15 protein-coding genes are annotated in these 19,242 nt (G+C 34.3%); 10 read left to right on the top strand and 5 right to left on the bottom strand.

Annotated elements, in window-relative coordinates:
• The first annotated feature begins 5 nt into the window (after positions 1–5).
• The 3 genes from ACKC83_RS09930 (at position 6) to ACKC83_RS09920 (ending at position 2,826) form a co-directional block, all read left to right on the top strand.
• Positions 6–440 carry a sensor of ECF-type sigma factor gene (locus ACKC83_RS09930; protein ID WP_434035379.1) on the top strand — a complete coding sequence of 145 codons (435 nt, stop codon included), beginning with the start codon at positions 6–8 and terminating at the stop codon, positions 438–440.
• Positions 441–688: 248 nt separating this feature from the next.
• Positions 689–1,456, top strand: a complete 768-nt coding sequence (locus ACKC83_RS09925) for an XRE family transcriptional regulator (RefSeq protein ID WP_414037215.1) — start codon at positions 689–691, stop codon at positions 1,454–1,456.
• Positions 1,456–2,826: an exonuclease domain-containing protein gene (locus ACKC83_RS09920; RefSeq protein WP_434035378.1), complete on the top strand. Its 1,371-nt coding sequence runs from the start codon at positions 1,456–1,458 to the stop codon at positions 2,824–2,826. The genes ACKC83_RS09925 and ACKC83_RS09920 overlap by 1 nt, the downstream gene beginning before the upstream one ends.
• An 11-nt stretch (positions 2,827–2,837) precedes the next feature.
• Here ACKC83_RS09920 and ACKC83_RS09915 read toward each other — a convergent pair whose 3' ends face one another.
• From ACKC83_RS09915 to ACKC83_RS09900, 4 genes are all read right to left on the bottom strand, one after another.
• The gene (locus ACKC83_RS09915; RefSeq protein ID WP_434035377.1) at positions 2,838–3,815 is read right to left on the bottom strand and encodes an SDR family oxidoreductase; all 978 of its coding nucleotides are present in this window, start codon (positions 3,813–3,815) and stop codon (positions 2,838–2,840) included.
• Between the two features lie 16 nt (positions 3,816–3,831).
• Positions 3,832–5,124 (bottom strand): nucleotide sugar dehydrogenase, encoded by a 1,293-nt coding sequence (locus tag ACKC83_RS09910; protein WP_434035376.1) that lies wholly within the window; start codon positions 5,122–5,124, stop codon positions 3,832–3,834.
• Positions 5,125–5,221: 97 nt separating this feature from the next.
• Positions 5,222–7,711, bottom strand: a complete 2,490-nt coding sequence (locus ACKC83_RS09905; RefSeq protein ID WP_434035375.1) for a polysaccharide biosynthesis tyrosine autokinase — start codon at positions 7,709–7,711, stop codon at positions 5,222–5,224.
• 3 nt (positions 7,712–7,714) lie between these two features.
• Positions 7,715–8,437 (bottom strand): polysaccharide biosynthesis/export family protein, encoded by a 723-nt coding sequence (locus ACKC83_RS09900; RefSeq protein WP_414037220.1) that lies wholly within the window; start codon positions 8,435–8,437, stop codon positions 7,715–7,717.
• A gap of 181 nt (positions 8,438–8,618) precedes the next feature.
• On the opposite strand from ACKC83_RS09900, the gene ACKC83_RS09895 reads away from it, so the two are divergent.
• The 7 genes from ACKC83_RS09895 (at position 8,619) to secA (ending at position 17,410) form a co-directional block, all read left to right on the top strand.
• On the top strand, positions 8,619–10,475 hold the full coding sequence (locus ACKC83_RS09895; RefSeq protein ID WP_434035374.1) for an ABC-F family ATP-binding cassette domain-containing protein: 1,857 nt from the start codon (positions 8,619–8,621) through the stop codon (positions 10,473–10,475).
• 21 nt (positions 10,476–10,496) lie between these two features.
• The gene (locus tag ACKC83_RS09890) at positions 10,497–11,270 is read left to right on the top strand and encodes an O-methyltransferase (RefSeq protein ID WP_434035373.1); all 774 of its coding nucleotides are present in this window, start codon (positions 10,497–10,499) and stop codon (positions 11,268–11,270) included.
• A gap of 83 nt (positions 11,271–11,353) precedes the next feature.
• Positions 11,354–12,037, top strand: coding sequence for a CatB-related O-acetyltransferase (locus ACKC83_RS09885; RefSeq protein WP_414037223.1), 684 nt, complete (start codon positions 11,354–11,356; stop codon positions 12,035–12,037).
• Between the two features lie 85 nt (positions 12,038–12,122).
• A complete protein-coding gene (locus tag ACKC83_RS09880; RefSeq protein WP_434035372.1) occupies positions 12,123–12,827 on the top strand; it encodes an ABC transporter ATP-binding protein in 705 nt (234 codons plus the stop codon).
• A 108-nt stretch (positions 12,828–12,935) separates the two neighbouring features.
• The gene (locus ACKC83_RS09875) at positions 12,936–13,508 is read left to right on the top strand and encodes a cob(I)yrinic acid a,c-diamide adenosyltransferase (RefSeq protein WP_434035371.1); all 573 of its coding nucleotides are present in this window, start codon (positions 12,936–12,938) and stop codon (positions 13,506–13,508) included.
• Positions 13,509–13,661: 153 nt separating this feature from the next.
• On the top strand, positions 13,662–13,883 hold the full coding sequence (locus ACKC83_RS09870) for a DUF2795 domain-containing protein (protein ID WP_019387375.1): 222 nt from the start codon (positions 13,662–13,664) through the stop codon (positions 13,881–13,883).
• A 170-nt stretch (positions 13,884–14,053) separates the two neighbouring features.
• Complete coding sequence (gene secA / locus ACKC83_RS09865; RefSeq protein ID WP_434035370.1) at positions 14,054–17,410, top strand: preprotein translocase subunit SecA; 3,357 nt, start codon at positions 14,054–14,056, stop codon at positions 17,408–17,410.
• Between the two features lie 61 nt (positions 17,411–17,471).
• Here secA and ACKC83_RS09860 read toward each other — a convergent pair whose 3' ends face one another.
• Positions 17,472–19,163: a tetratricopeptide repeat protein gene (locus ACKC83_RS09860; RefSeq protein WP_434035369.1), complete on the bottom strand. Its 1,692-nt coding sequence runs from the start codon at positions 19,161–19,163 to the stop codon at positions 17,472–17,474.
• Between the last annotated feature and the right edge of the window lie 79 nt (positions 19,164–19,242).

The following is a 19,242-nucleotide window of genomic DNA, read 5'->3' as shown; positions in this document are numbered from 1 at the left end:
AATATATGAAAATACGATATATCATTTTACTATTCACCCTGTTTACTGTAAATGTATTTGCGCAAACTAAGGATGAAAAAATAGAAACTTTAAAAATTGCTTATATAACAGAAAAGTTAAACCTGTCTAAAACCGAAGCTCAAAATTTTTGGCAAATTTATAATTCGTTTGAAGAGAAAAACGATGCCATTCGAGACGAGATGAGAGCGCGTAGAAAAAACACCGACTTAGATGCATTATCTGAAGCTGAAGCAAAAAAACTGTTAAGCGACATGATGAAGTCTAATGACGAAAGACATCAATTATTTAATAAATATATGGCAGATTTAAAATCCGTTTTACCTGCTAAAAAAATAATCATTCTCAAGAAAACAGAAGAAGAATTCAGACGAAAAATGCTTGAAGAATACAAAAAGAGACATCAAAACGATAAAAAATAACGTACAAAAAAGAGCCCATGGGCTCTTTTTTATGCCCAGAATTAACGCATTCATCGACAAGAACAAACACTACACAACTCATATAAAGCGGATTAAGAATTAAAACATACAAAACACCAGATTAAATTTTAAAGACCATTTTTAAGAGCATTTAAATAATTCTTTATTATAAATTATTTTGCTACATTTACAAGCAATAATTACTACTATATAAATCAATCGTTTCTTAAACGTAATTTTAACTGTTTATGATTGCTTCAAATATTCGTCATTTAAGAACTCTAAAAAAGCTTTCGCAAGAATCTCTTGCTAATGCTCTTGGAATAACCCGCTCTAGAATTGGCTCTTACGAAGAAGGCCGATCGGAACCCGCTATAGATATGCTAATTCAGTTTTCAGAATTCTTTAAACTTCCTTTAGACGTGTTATTGCGTACAGATTTAACAAAAACTCAAGATGGCTCGTTCTTAAAAGTTGGAGAAAACCGTATTCTTTTTCCGATGGTAGTCGATTTAGAAGACGACGATTTAATAGAAGTCGTTCCTATAAAAGCTTCGGCTGGTTATTTAGACGGTTACGACGACCCAGAATACATAGATCAGTTACAAAAAATAAAGTTACCATTTTTACCCACCGGAAAACACCGAGCTTTTCCTATTAAAGGAGATTCTATGTTGCCTTTAAAGGCTGGTTCGTTTGTTGTGGGTAAGTTTATTGAAGACGTTAGAGATATACAAAACGGACGTACTTACGTGATTTTAACAAGCTCTCAAGGAATGGTGTATAAACGGGTATATAATCAGATTGAAGAAAACCAAGGACTCCTTCTAGTCTCAGATAATAAAACCTACGATCCGTATTTTATTTCTATCCATGATGTTCTAGAACTCTGGGAATTTACGTGTTGCATTAACACACAAGAATACGACGAGCATGAACTACAAATAAGTAGTATAATCAGAATGTTTACAGAGCTTGGCATTGAGCTAAAAGCTTTAGAAAAAATGATGCGATAATGATGTATACCATAATAGATATTGAAACCACAGGTAGTAGTAATAAGATTACAGAAATTGCCATTTTAAAACATGATGGAACTCAAATTATTGAAGAGTTTACTTCGTTGGTAAATCCTGAAGCTCATATTCCGCCATATATTACAACGCTTACGGGGATTGACAACAGAATGGTTGCCAATGCGCCTACATTTTCAGAAATCGCTCAAGACATACTCGACATTACTGAAGATACCATATTTGTAGCTCACAATGTAAATTTTGATTATAACATTATTCGTAATTCGTTTAAGGAGCTAAATATTGATTTTAAACGTAAGAAATTATGTACTATTCGTCTATCGAGAAAACTAATCCCGGGACATCAATCTTATAGTTTAGGAAAGCTATGTACAGCCCTTAATATTGATGTTTTCGACAGACACCGTGCTAAAGGCGATGCAGAGGCTACCGTTATTTTGTTTGAACTGTTATTAGCTCAAGAACAAGCGGAAACCGTTTTTAAAAATTTCTTAAAACCATCGTCCAAAGAAGCAACTCTACCGCCACACCTACCTAATTCTGTTTTCAATGCCATACCAAATAAAACGGGAATTTATTATTTTAAAAACAAAAAAGGGACCATTATCTATGTCGGAAAAGCAAAAGATTTAAAGAAACGTGTGCTTAGTCATTTCTATAATAAATCGGACAAAGAAATGAATTTATGCCGAGAAACAGCAGATATTACCTTCGACCTTTCAGGAAGTGAATTAATAGCTTTACTTATGGAAGATGCGGCGATTAAAACGCATTATCCCGAATTTAATCAGGCGGCTAAACGAAACCCTAAAGCGTTTGCAATATTTAGTTACGAAGATCGAGATGGCATAAAACACTTGGCATATAATACATTAAAATCGGCTCCTAACCCACTGCAAATTTATTATTCAATCACAGACTGCAGACAACAATTGGAACACTATTGCAAAGCCTTTAATTTATGTCCGAAATACTGTCATTTACAAGAAAGCAACTCCGAATGTTCCCACTACCTCATCAACAATTGTAAAGGGATCTGTAGGCAACAAGAGGTGGTAGAAGACTATAATTTACGTGTGACCGATGCTATAGAATCGATTAAGAATAGCCGACAAGAAATTGTGTTAAAACAAACAGGTAGACATCAAGAGGAATCGGCATTTATCTTAATTAAAGACGGATTTTATAAAGGTTATGGATTTATAGATCATACAGAACAAATAATGACTACGGAAGATCTTGAACCTTTTTTAATTCCGCAACACGATACCATGCATACCCAGAAAATTCTACAAAGCGCAATTTTAAATACCAAAATAGTTGTAAATACAGATTCTATTGCCGTGTAAGTTATGACTGTTTAATTAAACCAGTCCCAAGTAATTTTTAAACCTTCGGCTACGGTAAATTGGGGTTTATAACCGAGTAAACGTTCTGCCTTAGAAATATCGGCTAGAGAATCGCGTACATCACCCTGCCTAGACGGGCCATAAACAGGTTCTAAATTAGAATCTGCAGCTGTTTTAATATCGTGCCACAACTGGTTAACACTAATGCGCTCGCCACAGGCCACATTAAATACTTCATTAGCGGCGTCTTTGGAAGCAAAGAAGCCACGAACATTTGCTTGAATTACATTATCGATAAAAGTAAAATCTCGTGTTTGCTCACCATCACCATTAATATGTGCTGGAACATTATCCTTTACGGCCTGCATAAACAATGGGATAACGGCTGCATAATCGCCATTCGCACTTTGTTTAGGGCCAAACACATTAAAATATCTAAACCCGATAACATCAGTTCCGTAGGTCTTTCCAAACACATCTACGTACAATTCGTTTACATATTTTGTAACGGCATACGGAGATAAAGGATTTCCGATAATCTCTTCTACTTTAGGTAAATTTGCGCTATCGCCATAAGTAGAACTCGATGCGGCATATACCATACGTTTTACCGTATGGCTATCTTTTACAGCTACTAACATATTTAAAAACCCATTTATATTGGCATTATTTGTAGCTATCGGATCTTCTATAGAACGTGGTACAGAACCTAAAGCGGCTTGATGGCTCACAAAGTCCATATCTCTCACAGCCAATTTGCAGGTCTCTAAATCTGTAATATCGCCTTCAATAAGTTCGAAAGCAGGATTTGAAATAAATGCTTCTATATTTTTACGATATCCATTAGAAAAATTATCAAGTACACGCACTTTCTTAATGCCGTATTTAAGTAGATATTCTACTAAATTCGAACCAATAAAACCTGCGCCTCCAGTAATCAAAATACTAATTTTTGATAAGTCTTCTGAATGGTATTTTGTATTGTACATAATTTTTAATTTGAGCCTATAATCTACCGTCTACAGATGCTTTTGGCAACAACGATTTTACATCGAAAAGCACACCTGTTTCAGCTTTTAAGGCTGTGATATCTAATTCTAAAAACTCATTATGAGATACGGCTAAAATAACAGCATCATAATTATTTTTTAGAACAGAAGCATCCGATAATAAATCGAAATTATATTCGTATTTCACTTCTTCAGCGGAAGCCCAAGGATCGAATACATCAATATTAACATCGTATGTTTTAAGTTCATTAATAATATCTATAACGCGAGAATTTCTTATATCTGGACAATTCTCTTTAAACGTTATTCCTAAAACCAAGACATTAGAGCCTTTAATTTTAGCCCCTTTTTTAATCATTAATTTAATGGTTTCAGTCGCAACATACGCACCCATGCTATCGTTCATTTTTCGACCAGCCAATATAATTTCGGGATTATATCCAGATTCAATGGCTTTTTGCGCCAAATAAAAAGGATCGACTCCAATACAATGACCTCCAACTAAACCTGGCGAAAAATTAATAAAATTCCATTTTGTTCCTGCCGCTTCTAAAACGGCTTTCGTATCGATATCTAATAATCTAAAAATTTTAGACAACTCGTTAACAAAGGCAATGTTTATATCTCGCTGAGAGTTTTCGATAACTTTTGCCGCCTCAGCCACTTTTATGGACGGCGCCATATGCGTGCCCGCAGTAATAATTGTTTTATATAAATTATCTACACGTAGTGCAATTTCAGGAGTAGAACCCGATGTTACTTTTAAAATTTTAGTAACTGTATGTTTTTTATCTCCTGGGTTTATACGTTCCGGAGAATAGCCTGCAAAGAAATTTGTATTGAATTTTAATCCTGATATTTTTTCTAGAATTGGCACACAAATATCCTCTGTGACACCTGGGTACACAGTAGACTCGTAAATAACAATATCGCCTTCCTTTAAAACACGACCTACTGTTTCACTAGCTTTAACTAAAGGAGTAAACACCGGTTTGTTTAAGGTATCGGTAGGTGTAGGAACAGTGACTATAAAAATATTAGATGTAGACAGATCTTCAGGATTGTTAGAAACCAACAAACCAGACTCGGCATCTGGATTTGTAGTTAAAACAGCTTGTAGTTCGGGTGTTTCAACCTCCAAAGTTCGGTCTCTTCCAGATTGTAATTCGGAAACTCGATTTTGATTAATATCGAAGCCCACAACAAAATACTTCTTAGCAAATTCTACTGCTAAAGGTAATCCGACGTACCCTAAACCAATAATGGTAATCTTATCTTTTTTCTGCATAGTTACATTTAGTTCCCTACTTCTTTTTTATCTCACTTCACCTCACCATAAAGCGACCATTTTATTTCAATAAATAAAACAGATTTTAATTGATTGATTAAATTTGTTGAATAAAGCGTTTAACACGTCCCACAATACCTTTTTTCTTATCACTTTCATGGTAGGCGTTTCCGTAAACCCCATAGCCATAACCATAACCGTACCCATAACCATAGCCATAACCGTAATTATGGTTCGTTTTATGCTTATAAAAGTTAAGTACGAAGCTTATGTTTTTAACTTCTCCCATGCGATATTTCGCATTTATTAAAGATAACATACCTTTTTTGGTGTAATCCAAACGCACCATAAACATCGTTGCATCTGCAAACTGAGTTAATTGTAAGGCATCGGTAACTAAACCTAGTGGTGGTGTATCTAAAATAATCATATCATACTCCTGACGAAGTTGAGCAATTAAATCGGTTAACACATCACTCATAAGCAATTCGGATGGATTTGGTGGTACAGGACCTGATGGAATTACATCCAAATTAGCCACATTAGTATGACTTGTTACTTCCTGTAAAGTGTGCTCCCCAATAAGGTAATTCACTATTCCTAAATCGTTAGTGATTTCAAAATCATCAAATATTTTTGGCTTACGTAAATCTAATCCAAGTAATATGGTTTTCTTTCCAGACAAGGCATAAACAGTTGCCATGTTTATAGAGGTAAACGTTTTTCCTTCTCCACTTACAGAAGAAGTCACCATAATGGTTTTACCTAATTTTTCGTCGCCCTCTTGCTTTTTAAAGATAAACTGCAAACTCGATCTAATAGATCTAAACGATTCTGCTACGGCCGATTTTGGTTTCTCAAAAACAACAAGATTGTTATGGTATTTATACTTCCCAATTAATCCTAATATTGGAATCCGAGATAAGCGCTCCACCTCATCCGAACCATGAATTGTATTATCTAGTAAGTAAATAATAAAAATCATAAGCATAGGTAAAAAGAAACCAACCATTAACGCCATCATATAATTTAGCGATTTGTTTGGACCTATAAGGCCTCCACCAATATCTTTAGCTTCATCTATAGATGTTATATCCGAAATGTTTGCAGCCTTAACAATAGCCGCCTCTCCACGTTTAGCCAAATACACATTATAAGATTCTTGACTAATATCTAATTTACGCTGTATTTTTAAATACTGTTGCTGATCTTCAGGTAAATTGCTCAGCTTAGACTCTAAACTAGCCACCTGTCGTTGTATACTTTTTAACTGCAGTCTAATGGTGCTTTTGGTAGCATCTATTGTTTCAAGCAATACACGTTTTTCTGCATTTATCCGACGATCAAGATCTTTAAACAAATCAGAACTTTCTTTCATGGTATACTCTAAACTTTGACGTTCAATCGCCAAGGCTGTTATTTTACTAACACTTTGCTGAATATTGGGTTCTTCAATCCCTACCGAAGAAGGCGCTGCAATATTTATATAGTCGGTTTTTGTTCGTAAATAATCATCTAATGCATTTAAATAATTCAGCTTAGTTTGATCAATTTCCTTAGCCATTTCATATTCTCGCAAACGGGCCGATACTTCAGTCATTTCTGCATCAACATCAAAAACCTTATTTTGTTTTCTAAACGTATTCATCTCGTCGGAAACATCTTTAAGGCTATTATTTACACTCGCTAAACTGCTGTCTATAAATTTAATTGTATTTGTAGCGTATAGGTTTTTACGTTCTAATTCTGTCCTACTTAAAATAGCTGAAGTCGCATTTAAATAAGCAACAATTTTCGCTTTATTATGACCAGATAACGAAAGTCTAAGTACAGATGGAGATTCTTTAGAAAACGGAGACGTATCTACCGCATTCTTATAGGTATTTACAACTTGGTCGAAGTTTGAGAATTTTATAAAAAACTCCGAATTCTCGGAAATGGCCTGTTCTGGCCTAGTGAATAGGGTAAAATGTGCAAAAGGTAAAACTACAGGTTTCCCAATGGTAAAGGTTTTATTAAACGATCCGACAGGCAGACTTACACGGTCGGTATGTTTATCGCCGTAAAACTGAACAGTTCCTGCGTCGTTTTCAAATTCGGTAAAAATTTCAAATTGCGTATCATTTATAAATCTGATACCTAAAGTATGATTTAAAAGCTGTCCATGCCCTTTGTCTATTTCAATGTAAAAAGGAGAATTTCCATAAATATCAAGTTTTCTATACTTCCCTTCCTTTAAATAATCTATATAAAATTGAAGCGAATCTACAACCATCTCGTTATGCGTTCTAGTCTGCAAGGAGGTAATTACTTTACCGACTTTCCCCGAAACACCACCCCAGTTAAAGGAAATACTGGTATTGGCTGTAAAAAATGGATTCTGATCATTTTCTACAGTAATTAAAGAATCTAGCTTATATATGTTTTGCTTTCTAACATTTATTAAATAGGCTATTACTAAAGCCGTACCAATGCATAATAAAACTAATTTCCAGAGATTAAGAACTTTAAATAAATAGCCTCTAAAATCGAAGGTCATCCCTCCAGATTCCATATGGTCCTGATCGTCATACTCGTACTGTGTCATCTGTTATAATCGATCTATTAATAATATTGTTGTAGTTAATATGGCCATTACAGAAGCTATAGAAGCCAATGTTTGCATACCCGTTTCTCCTGTTCCCCAAGATTTCTGCTTGAGAGGTTTAACGTAAATAATATCATTAGGTTGTATGTAATAATAAGGCGAGTTCATTACATTATCTTGAGTAATGTCTAAATGATGTATTTTCTGGCCCTGCGGATATTGTCTAATAATCATGATATCTTTTCTATCTCCTGTAATTGGAATTTCTCCGGCGTTTGCAATCGCTTCAAAAATATTTACACGATCTTGAAATAACGTATTAGTACCAGGGCTTCCAACTTCTCCACTAACGGTATATCGTAAACCAGTAAGTTTTACCGTTACAAAAATGTTAGCGGTCTCCTTAAACTGCTCTTCCAGTAATTTTTTTTCTAAAATAATTTCAATTTCTTCGGTAGTATATCCTAAAACATTAACTCTACCCAATGCAGGAACCCGGATTTCCCCGTGTAAATCTACTGTAAAACCATCAAAATAGGCGCGCTCATCGCTGTTCGCACTTAATAAATCTTCTCCCATCGGATTAAACAACTGTACAGCATCTTGATCGAGTGCTTTTACTCTAATATTTAAAATATCGTAAATCTGCACACGATAGGGTGACTGCGATGCAACTACTTTTGAAATTGAGTCTGCAACAGTTTCTTGCGGTTGTAAGTATACCATTTCTTTATGAGGAACACATCCTGCGAATAAAAGACATAATACAATGCAAAAAAAAAGGAAATTTTTAGTCATGAATGAAGGTAGGTGATTTACCAACAAATATAAGTTTTCGCAAGGAATATCAAAACTAATCGTTTACTTTTTGGATATTTGCACAACAATTATTAAACAAAAGAAGCACTTGAATTATTTAACAGTAGAAAACATAGCCAAATCTTACGGAGAACTTACGTTGTTCGAAAACCTATCCTTTAGCATTCATAAAGACCAGAAGGTTGCATTTGTTGCTAAAAACGGAACAGGAAAAACATCTATTTTGAACATTCTGGCTGGTCTCGATCAGGCCGATACTGGACAAATAATTTTTAGAAAAGATATTACAGTCTCTTTTTTACCTCAGGAACCTGTTTTAGACCCCAACCTAACCATTGAAGCCACTATTTTTGATGGTGATCACGATATATTAAAAGTGATTAAAAATTATGAGGCCGCATTACACAATACCGAAGATGCAGATGCTTACCAAAAAGCATTCGAGCAAATGGATCGCTATAATGCTTGGGATTTTGAAACCCAATACAAACAGATCTTATCCAAATTAAAATTAGATAACTTCTCTCAAAAAGTAAGTACGCTATCAGGTGGACAAAAAAAGCGTTTAGCATTAGCCAATGCTTTAATTAATAAACCCGATTTATTAATTTTAGATGAGCCTACCAACCACTTAGATCTGGAAATGATTGAATGGTTAGAATTATTTTTTGCTAAAGAAAACATGACCTTATTTATGGTTACTCACGACCGTTTTTTCTTAGAACGTGTGTGTAACGAAATTATAGAATTGGATCAAGGTGAACTTTTTAGCTACAAAGGAAACTACTCGTACTACCTAGAAAAAAAGGAAGCTCGAATAGCCCAGGAAGCGGTAGAAGTTGGAAAAGCAAAACAAGTGTTTAAGAAAGAATTAGACTGGATGCGACGTCAGCCAAAGGCCCGTACCACAAAGTCTAAATCTAGAATAGACGATTTTCATGATATAAAAGAACGCGCTCACAAACGTCGTAAAGACCATAAAGTAGAGTTAGAACTTAATATGGAGCGCTTAGGAAATAAGATTGTAGAATTACACAATATTAAAAAGGCCTTCGAAGATAAAACCATATTAGACGGATTTACATACAACTTCCAACGCGGGGAACGTATTGGTATTATTGGTAAAAACGGAACAGGAAAATCTACGTTTTTAAATATCCTTACCGAAACCACAAAACCAGATAGCGGAACCATTACCTTAGGAGAAACGGTTAAGTTTGGCTATTACACCCAAGCTGGTATAGAGGTTAAACCAGATCAAAAAGTTATTGATGTTGTTCGTGACTTTGGTGATTATATTCCGTTAAAAAAAGGAAGACAAATTAGCGCGCAGCAACTTTTAGAACGCTTTTTATTCGACAGAAAAAAACAATACGATTTTGTAGCAAAGCTAAGTGGTGGTGAACGTAAGCGTTTATATTTATGTACCGTTTTAATTCAGAATCCTAACTTTTTAATCTTAGATGAGCCTACCAACGATCTTGACATTGTAACCTTAAACGTTCTTGAAGATTTTCTTTTAGATTTCCCTGGATGTTTACTTGTTGTAACACACGACCGTTATTTTATGGATAAAATTGTAGATCATCTATTTGTATTTAGAGGCCAAGGTGTTATTGAAGATTTCCCAGGAAACTACAGCGATTTTAGATCTTACGAAGATAGCCCAGAGGTTTCTCCTACAGAAGACAAGAAAGAAAAGAAAAATTGGAAACAAGAATCTGGAGCAAAACTGTCTTATAACGAGCAAAAGGAATACAACAACATAGAAAGCAAATTAAAATCTATGGCGTTCGATAAAACAGAATTGGAAGCTAAATTTCTAGATCCGGATCTATCTCCGGAGAAAATTAATGAGCTCTCAGAAAAATTAGAGAAGCTTATAAAAGAAATGGACGAGAAAGAAGAACGTTGGTTTGAACTCGCGGCGAAACTAGAAGAATAAATAATTCCGATTTTACAGCAAGTGCTTTACCAAATTATACAGTATTTAAAGTTTTTAAAACGCTCCACTAATCAGCATGGAGTGCACTCCCCTTTTGTCTATAATTTAGTCACAAAATGTTTTTACGACAAGAAAGGATATCAAGATTACGCTTTATTATCTAGTTATAAAAAAGCGCTTTTATATACTAAGAGTACCCTACAAATAACCGATTTAGGCACAGGTTCTGTATACACCAAAAGTAATACTAGACCTATAAATACTATTGCAAAAAACGCTGGAGCGTCTCTAAAACATACCAAGTTATTATACCGATTGACCAGATATTTTCAATTTAATAATAGCTTGGAATTAGGGACCTCTTTAGGCGTATCAACTCACGCCATAGCTTTAGGAAATAAAAAAGGTAAAATTATTTCCATAGAAGGCTGTCCTAATATTGCCCAATTTACAAGTCAAAATTTAAAGAATAACCACGTTACGAATGCCGAAGTTTTAATTGGAGATTTTAGTGAAGTCATTCCCAAATTAAACAATAACACCCTCGATTTTGTATTGTTCGATGGTAATCATAACAAAACAGCGACGTTAGCATACTTCGAATTGTTATTACCAAAAACACATAATGATACTGTTTTTATATTCGACGATATTTATTGGTCGCAAGGCATGACAGAAGCTTGGGAAATCATTAAAAATCATGCTAAAGTTAAAGTTACCATAGACACATTTCAGTATGGATTTGTGTTTTTTAGGCAAGAACAAGTCAAAGAGCATTTTACTATTAGATTATAGCATCTCTTTTTATAACTTTGCACAATATTGCATAAAGCAAAATTCAATTTTTATCCAATAACTTACTCCTAACATTCAATTTTATGTCTATTTTTTTCGACAATCCGTTTAAAGGTAAAATCATAAAAGATCACACCACAAACCCAAATATCATTGCGGGAAAATATTCGCATTATTCTGGGTATTATAATCAGAATTCTTTCGATGAATGTGCCCGTTTTTTATCACAAGATGAAATTGGCGTAGATAAACTTATAATTGGTTCATTTTGTTCAATTGGTAGCGGTGTAAATTTTATAATGGCAGGCAACCAAGGCCACAGACACGATTGGATTTCAAGTTTTCCATTCCATTATATGTCGGATAACGAGCTATTTAAAAAGAGTATAGATGGTTATAGAACAAAAGGAGATACTGTAATTGGAAACGATGTATGGATAGGTAGTGAAGCTATGATTATGCATGGTGTAAAAATTGGAGATGGTGCCGTTATTGGAAGTCGCTCATTGGTTACTAAAAATGTAGAACCGTACTCTATAGTTAAAGGCAATCCCGCTGTAGAAATTCAGAAACGCTTCTCGGACAGCCAGATAAAAAAATTAATGGAAATGAAATGGTGGAATTGGGACGAAAAAATATTAGCAGAGGCTATCCCAATATTGTGTTCACAAAATATTGATTTACTGTATAAATTTTATAAATTAAATATATTACCAACAGTAAAAAAACCTACCTTAAACTTTAAGCCTAAAATAATTTTTAAATAATATTTGTAACATTCCCTTTCACCGTGCGTCTTACATCTAAGTATAATTCCTGTACCTTGCAATAACCAAAACCAATTTTAGTTTTATGGATAACGTCATAGAAATCTCCAATATTACTCGCGATTTTAAACTCGGACAAGAAACTGTTCACGTATTAAAAGGCATCGATTTAACCATAAAACGTGGCGATTATATTGCTATAATGGGACCTTCAGGTTCAGGAAAATCAACGTTAATGAATCTTCTTGGTTGCCTAGATACGCCTACTGCCGGTACCTACATTTTAAATGGTAAGGATGCTAGTAAAATGACAGACGACGAGTTAGCCGATATTAGAAATACCGAGATTGGCTTTGTATTCCAGACCTTTAACTTACTACCAAGAACAACGGCTCTAGACAACGTGGCTTTACCAATGGTATATGCGGGCTACTCTAAAGCAGACCGTACAAAACGTGCCGAAGAAGTTTTAACCGAAGTTGGTTTATCAGACCGAATGGACCATAAACCCAATCAGCTTTCTGGAGGACAAAGACAACGTGTGGCTGTTGGCCGTGCACTTGTAAACAAGCCTTCTATAATTTTAGCCGATGAACCTACAGGGAATTTAGATTCTAAAACCTCTGTAGAAATCATGGGATTATTCGACACCATTCACAGGCAAGGAAATACCGTAATCTTGGTTACACACGAAGAAGATATTGCCGAACATGCGCATAGAATTATTCGCTTACGCGACGGACTTATTGAAAGCGATACTAGAAACGAAAAAATTATAGTTCCAGCATAACGCGAGCCCATAAACAAATCTTAATTCATTTTTAAAGCCTAAAATTTCCATGTAACTTTGAAATATGCCACCTGTTGGCACAATCTTAATTTAAGAATTCGAAAACACATGAAAATATATACTAAAACGGGAGACAAAGGTACAACGGCCCTATTTGGAGGCACGCGTGTGCCCAAACATCACATCCGTATAGAAAGTTACGGCACCGTAGACGAACTTAACTCTTACATTGGCCTTATTCGAGACCAAGATATAAACCCAGCTTACAAAGAAATTTTAATTAGTATTCAGGACAGACTGTTTACTGTTGGAGCCATGTTAGCGACGCCACCAGAAAAAGCAATTCTAAAAAACGGAAAAGAACGTTTAAATATTCCGAAGATTGAGGATGCTAATATCAAGCTTCTGGAAACAGAAATGGATACCATGAATGCCGAACTACCACCAATGACGCATTTTGTATTACCTGGCGGGCACCAAACTGTGTCATTCTGTCACATTGCACGCTGTGTTTGTCGTAGAGCAGAGCGCTTAGCCTCAGAGTTAAACGACATAGAACCCTTAAATCCGCAAACTCTGACGTATCTAAACCGTCTTTCTGACTACATTTTTGTGTTGGCACGAAAGTTGTCTCATGACTTACAAGCAGACGAAGTAAAGTGGATTCCTGAAAAGCATTAAAAGCTACCATTTCAAGAAAAATGATAACCCGCTTTAAGTCAATTTGTTTGCTTAAAACAAAGCGTTCTTTAATTTAATGATGAAATAATTCATTTTTTTCTTGACTATTTAAACTAAAAAATTATTTTTGCAAAAAATAAAAACGAATTACAGATGTATTGGACATTAGAATTAGCATCATATTTAAGTGATGCGCCTTGGCCAGCTACTAAAGATGAGCTGATTGACTACGCGATTAGAACAGGAGCTCCTCTAGAAGTTGTAGAAAACTTACAATCCATTGAAGATGAAGGAGATTCGTACGACTCTATTGAAGAGATCTGGTCAGATTACCCGACAGATGAAGATTATCTCTGGAACGAGGATGAATATTAATATTACATAAAGAAAAGTTAAAAAGTCTCGTATCGAGGCTTTTTTTTGTGCTATTCTGTATTAAACATAACAACAAAACGTATATTTGAGTGCTTTATTTTTTAGCATTTAAAGTACTTAACTGTATCTATTAAGTCGCAAGGCTTAATGCAAACTAAACACACATACACATGAATTTTTTAAATTCTGTACTTAAGGTATTTGTTGGAGACAAATCCAAGCAAGATGTGAAAGCCATCATGCCTTTAGTAAATAAAATTAAAACTTTTGAAAAAGCTCTAGAAGCTTTATCTCACGACGAACTTAGAGAAAAAACAGCTTTCTTTAAGGCTAAAATTGCTGAAGGTCGTAAACCTTTCGAAGATCAAATTACTGCGCTTTTAGAAGAAGCTAACAACACCGAAGACATAGACAGACGTGAAGATATCTACCAAGAAATAGATAAATTAAAAGACGATTCTTATGCGGCCACAGAAGATGTATTAAACGACATTCTTCCAGAAGCCTTTGCAGTGGTTAAAGAAACAGCAAAACGTTTTAAAGACAATACAAACATAACAGTTACAGCTAATACTTTTGATAGAGAAATTTCTGGAACTAAAGATTATGTTGTTTTAGAAGACGATAAAGCCATTTGGGCAAACTCATGGGATGCTGCGGGAAAAGCCATTACATGGGATATGGTACATTACGATGTACAACTTATTGGTGGTATTGCCATGCACCAAGGTAAAATTGCAGAGATGCAAACAGGAGAAGGTAAAACATTGGTTGCAACCTTACCTATGTACCTAAACGCATTAGCAGGTAAAGGTGTGCACTTAGTTACGGTAAACGACTACTTAGCAAAACGTGATAGCGCATGGATGGCGCCTATTTTTCAATTCCATGGTTTAAGTATCGATTGTATCGATTACCACCAACCAAACTCCGAAGCACGTAAAAAAGCATATAATGCCGATATTACTTACGGAACAAATAACGAATTTGGTTTCGATTATTTACGTGATAATATGGCGCATTCTCCAAACGATTTGGTACAACGTCCGCACCACTATGCCATTGTCGATGAAGTCGATTCTGTATTGGTAGATGATGCCCGTACACCATTAATTATTTCTGGTCCGATTCCTCAAGGAGACCGTCACGAATTCACAGAATTAAAACCTAAGGTAGAAGATATCGTTTCTGTACAACGTAAATACTTAACAGGTGTTTTTGCAGAAGCTAAAAAATTAATTACCGAAGGAGACACTAAAGAAGGTGGCTTTAAACTGTTACGTGTATTCCGTGGAATGCCTAAAAACAAAGCCTTAATTAAATTTTTAAGTGAAGACGGTGTAAGACAATTACTTCAGAAAACTGAAAATCACTATATGCAAGATAACAACCGCGAGATGCCTAAGGTAGACGAAGAGTTGTACTATGTTATAGATGAAAAAAATAATCAGATTGAATTATCAGATAAAGGGGTTGAATACCTTTCTGGTAGCGATAATCCTGACTTTTTCGTGATGCCAGAAATTGGTATTGAAATGGCTAAAATTGAAGCAAAAGGTTTACCTGCAGAAGAAGAAGCTAACGAAAAAGAAGATTTATTTAGAGACTTCGGTATTAAATCTGAACGCATACATACCTTAAATCAATTACTTAAAGCCTACGCCCTATTTGAAAAAGACAATCAATATGTGGTGATGGACAATAAAGTAATGATTGTTGATGAGCAAACTGGTCGTATTATGGATGGTCGTCGTTATAGCGATGGATTACACCAAGCGATTGAAGCTAAAGAAAATGTAAAAATTGAAGCGGCCACGCAAACTTTTGCAACTGTTACACTTCAAAACTTCTTTAGAATGTACCGTAAACTTTCTGGTATGACGGGTACAGCAATTACCGAAGCGGGAGAATTATGGGAAATCTATAAACTTGATGTTGTAGAGATTCCAACAAACCGTCCGATTGCTAGAATAGATAAAGACGATTTAGTTTACAAAACTAAACGTGAAAAATACAATGCGGTAATCGACGAGGTTACTAAATTATCTCAAGCCGGTCGTCCAATCTTAATTGGTACAACCAATGTAGAGATTAGTGAACTTTTAGGAAAAATGTTAAGTATCCGTAAAGTACCACACAACGTATTAAACGCGAAATTACATAAAAAAGAAGCCGACATTGTTGCCGAAGCTGGTCAGCCAGGACAAGTAACTATTGCCACAAACATGGCAGGTCGTGGTACCGATATTAAATTAATCGACGAAGTTAAAAAAGTTGGTGGTTTAGCAATTATTGGTACAGAACGTCATGATTCTCGTCGTGTAGACCGTCAGTTACGTGGTCGTGCTGGTCGTCAAGGAGATCCAGGAAGTTCTCAATTCTATGTATCGTTAGAAGATAACTTAATGCGATTATTCGGATCGGAGCGTATTGCTAAGATGATGGATAAAATGGGATTAGAAGAAGGTGAAGTGATTCAGCATTCTATGATTTCAAAATCTATTGAACGTGCTCAGAAAAAGGTGGAAGAAAATAACTTTGGTGTTCGTAAACGTTTATTAGAGTACGATGATGTTATGAACGCGCAACGTGAAGTAGTTTACAAACGTCGTCACCATGCCTTATTTGGAGAACGTCTTCGTGTAGATTTAGCAAATATGATTTTTGATACTGCTGAAAACATTGCAGAAGTAAACAAAGATGCTAACGACTATAAGAATTTCGGATTTGAATTGATTCGTTATTTCTCAATGGCCAATCCGGTTACCGAACAAGAATTTGCTAAATTATCTGTTCAAGATATTTCTGCAAAAGTATATGCTGCAGCTTTCGACCATTACAAAGCGAAAATGGCTAAAAATGCAGAGCTTGCATTCCCAATTATTAAGAATGTTTTCGAAACTCAGGGTGAGAAATTTAAGCGTATAGTTGTACCATTTACAGATGGTGTAAAAACACTACAAGTGGTTACAGATTTACAACAAGCTTACGAAACTGAAGGAAAACAATTAATTACAGATTTCGAAAAGAACATTACTTTAGCCATTATTGACGATGCATGGAAATCGCATTTACGTAAAATGGACGAACTTAAGCAGTCTGTACAATTAGCGGTTCACGAACAAAAAGATCCATTGTTAATTTACAAATTCGAAGCTTTCGAATTGTTTAAAGTGATGATCACTCAAGTCAATAAAGATGTGATTTCATTCTTATTTAAAGGAGAATTACCAAGTGAAGACCAAAACGCAATTAGCGAAGCAAAACAAGTGGCTCCTAAAAAGCAACAAGTAGAAACGACTAAAGAAGAAATTCCTAATTTAGACGAACGTGCTTCACAAAGTAGAGCTGCAGGTCAGACGCAACGTCAGCCAGAAGTTGTAGAAACTATTGTAAGAGACAAGCCAAAAATTGGTAGAAACGATAAAGTAACCATAAAGAATGTAATGAACGGCGAAAGTAAAACCGTGAAATACAAACAAGCCGAACCGCTTTTAGCTAAAGGTGATTGGGTAATTACAGAATAGTATATTCTACTATATATTTAAACAACAAAAAAGCTGTCTATTTTATAATAGACAGCTTTTTTCACATATTGTAGTTAGCCTTTATATTTTTGATTAATAACATAACACTCTCCGTTTCATATTTATTTCCGATTTTGGAGAAAAGATTTCTTGATTCTTCAAGATATTCCATTCCCTCTGAAAAATTAATTTTAGTTGCATGATGAATACCTATTAATTTTAAATCAGTGGCAATCCCATATTGATACCCATTCTTTTTATGCATCTCAAGAGCTAATTTAAGTTCTCCGAATCCTTTCTCTTCTCCAAGAATACAATTTAAATTTCCTACATTGGCAGTTTCATTTGCACTACCCCATTGGTGTCCTATCTCTTTAAAAATAAGCAGAGAGCTTGAATGATATTCTAGGGATTCTTTAAAATATTCTTTTTGAAAATTTACTAACCCTAAATTCCCTAAACAAAAAGCTTTACCCTCTTTATTATTTTCTTTATCAAAATACGTTAAGGCAATGCGTAAATTTTCTTCTGCAAGTATTAGCTCATCTTCATTTTTAAATATTATTCCTAATTCTCGATAGGCACTGGCTAACAATGAGATGAAATTATTTTTATTTGAAATTTCAATTGTTTTAAGAATACTCTCTTTAGCTTTTTCGTTTTTAAACAAATCTCGATAAACCATAGATATGTTCAAATATGTATTTGCTATATTAAAACTTGAATTTATTCTTTGGTATATACTTAATACTTGATTATAAATTTTTATTGCAATCTGCGATTTCCCTACAGTATGATATAATATTGCTTCTGCGTTTAAGACAGATGCTCTTGCAACTTGATTGTTATGTTTATTAAATATTTTTTTACTCTCTGAAAAATTCTTTAAAGCTTCAACATGATTACCATTAGCACAGGCTTTATTTCCTAAAGTAAAAGCATAATAACCTAAATTAATATCAATTTTATCTTCATCTAATTTATCTAAATTCGTATTTGGTAGTTTTTTAAAACTTAAGCTATTTATTAAGACCAAATCTGCGTTATTAAAACTTAGTTCTTTTTGTAAAAAAGAAAGAAAACTGCTGTGTTGTAACTGCCTATCTAACCTATACTGATTAACTATTTCTGTTTCTTCCAAACCTTCTTCTAATTGACTTTTAAATTCAAGTTGAGTTAATTTATGATAATAATTACTCGTAAAATGAGAAGGAATCATCCCAAAACTCCATAAAACCACAAGAGAATAATTTTCAAATCTTAAATTAAGAAAATTCAAATCATTATAATTACCCTCAAACTTATTATCAATAGAGGTAGCTATAATCATATAATAAATAGTTGACTCATTAGGCAAATATTCCCCTATGTCTATATACTTATTATTATCATTTTTTATTAATTCATATCGTTCATTAGTAAAATTTTGACCTCTAACAGTCATTAAAGGACAAAACATTTTTTTTGTAAAAGCTCGGGTATATATTCTAGTGTTCCTTTTGAAATTATTTTTAAGAATAAGAGTATGATTAATAACATTTACATCATCCTTTCCTTCCCTGACATGATGAATAGTATAATGTTGATCAATTATTTTTTCATCACTATGTGGATTACCAAACTGTATTTCAGAATAATTTTCTGCGAACCTTGGTAAGATAATTAATTCACCCTTGTTGTTTTCCTTAAAGGAACAGATGTAATAGCATTTATCTTTTAATTCAAATGTTAAAAACGTTCTAGTTTTTTTCATAATTAATTTTTAGGTTCTATTCATAATTATTCTAAAAAGTATAAAACAAATATAACCGATAATCCATTACTATTCAGGA

Origin of the sequence: Formosa bonchosmolovskayae (assembly GCF_051016085.1) — a bacterium.
In the GTDB taxonomy this organism is placed as follows: Bacteria; Bacteroidota; Bacteroidia; order Flavobacteriales; family Flavobacteriaceae; genus Formosa.
Note: the sequence above shows the minus strand (reverse complement) of the source record. Positions and strands in the feature narration are given on the sequence as shown.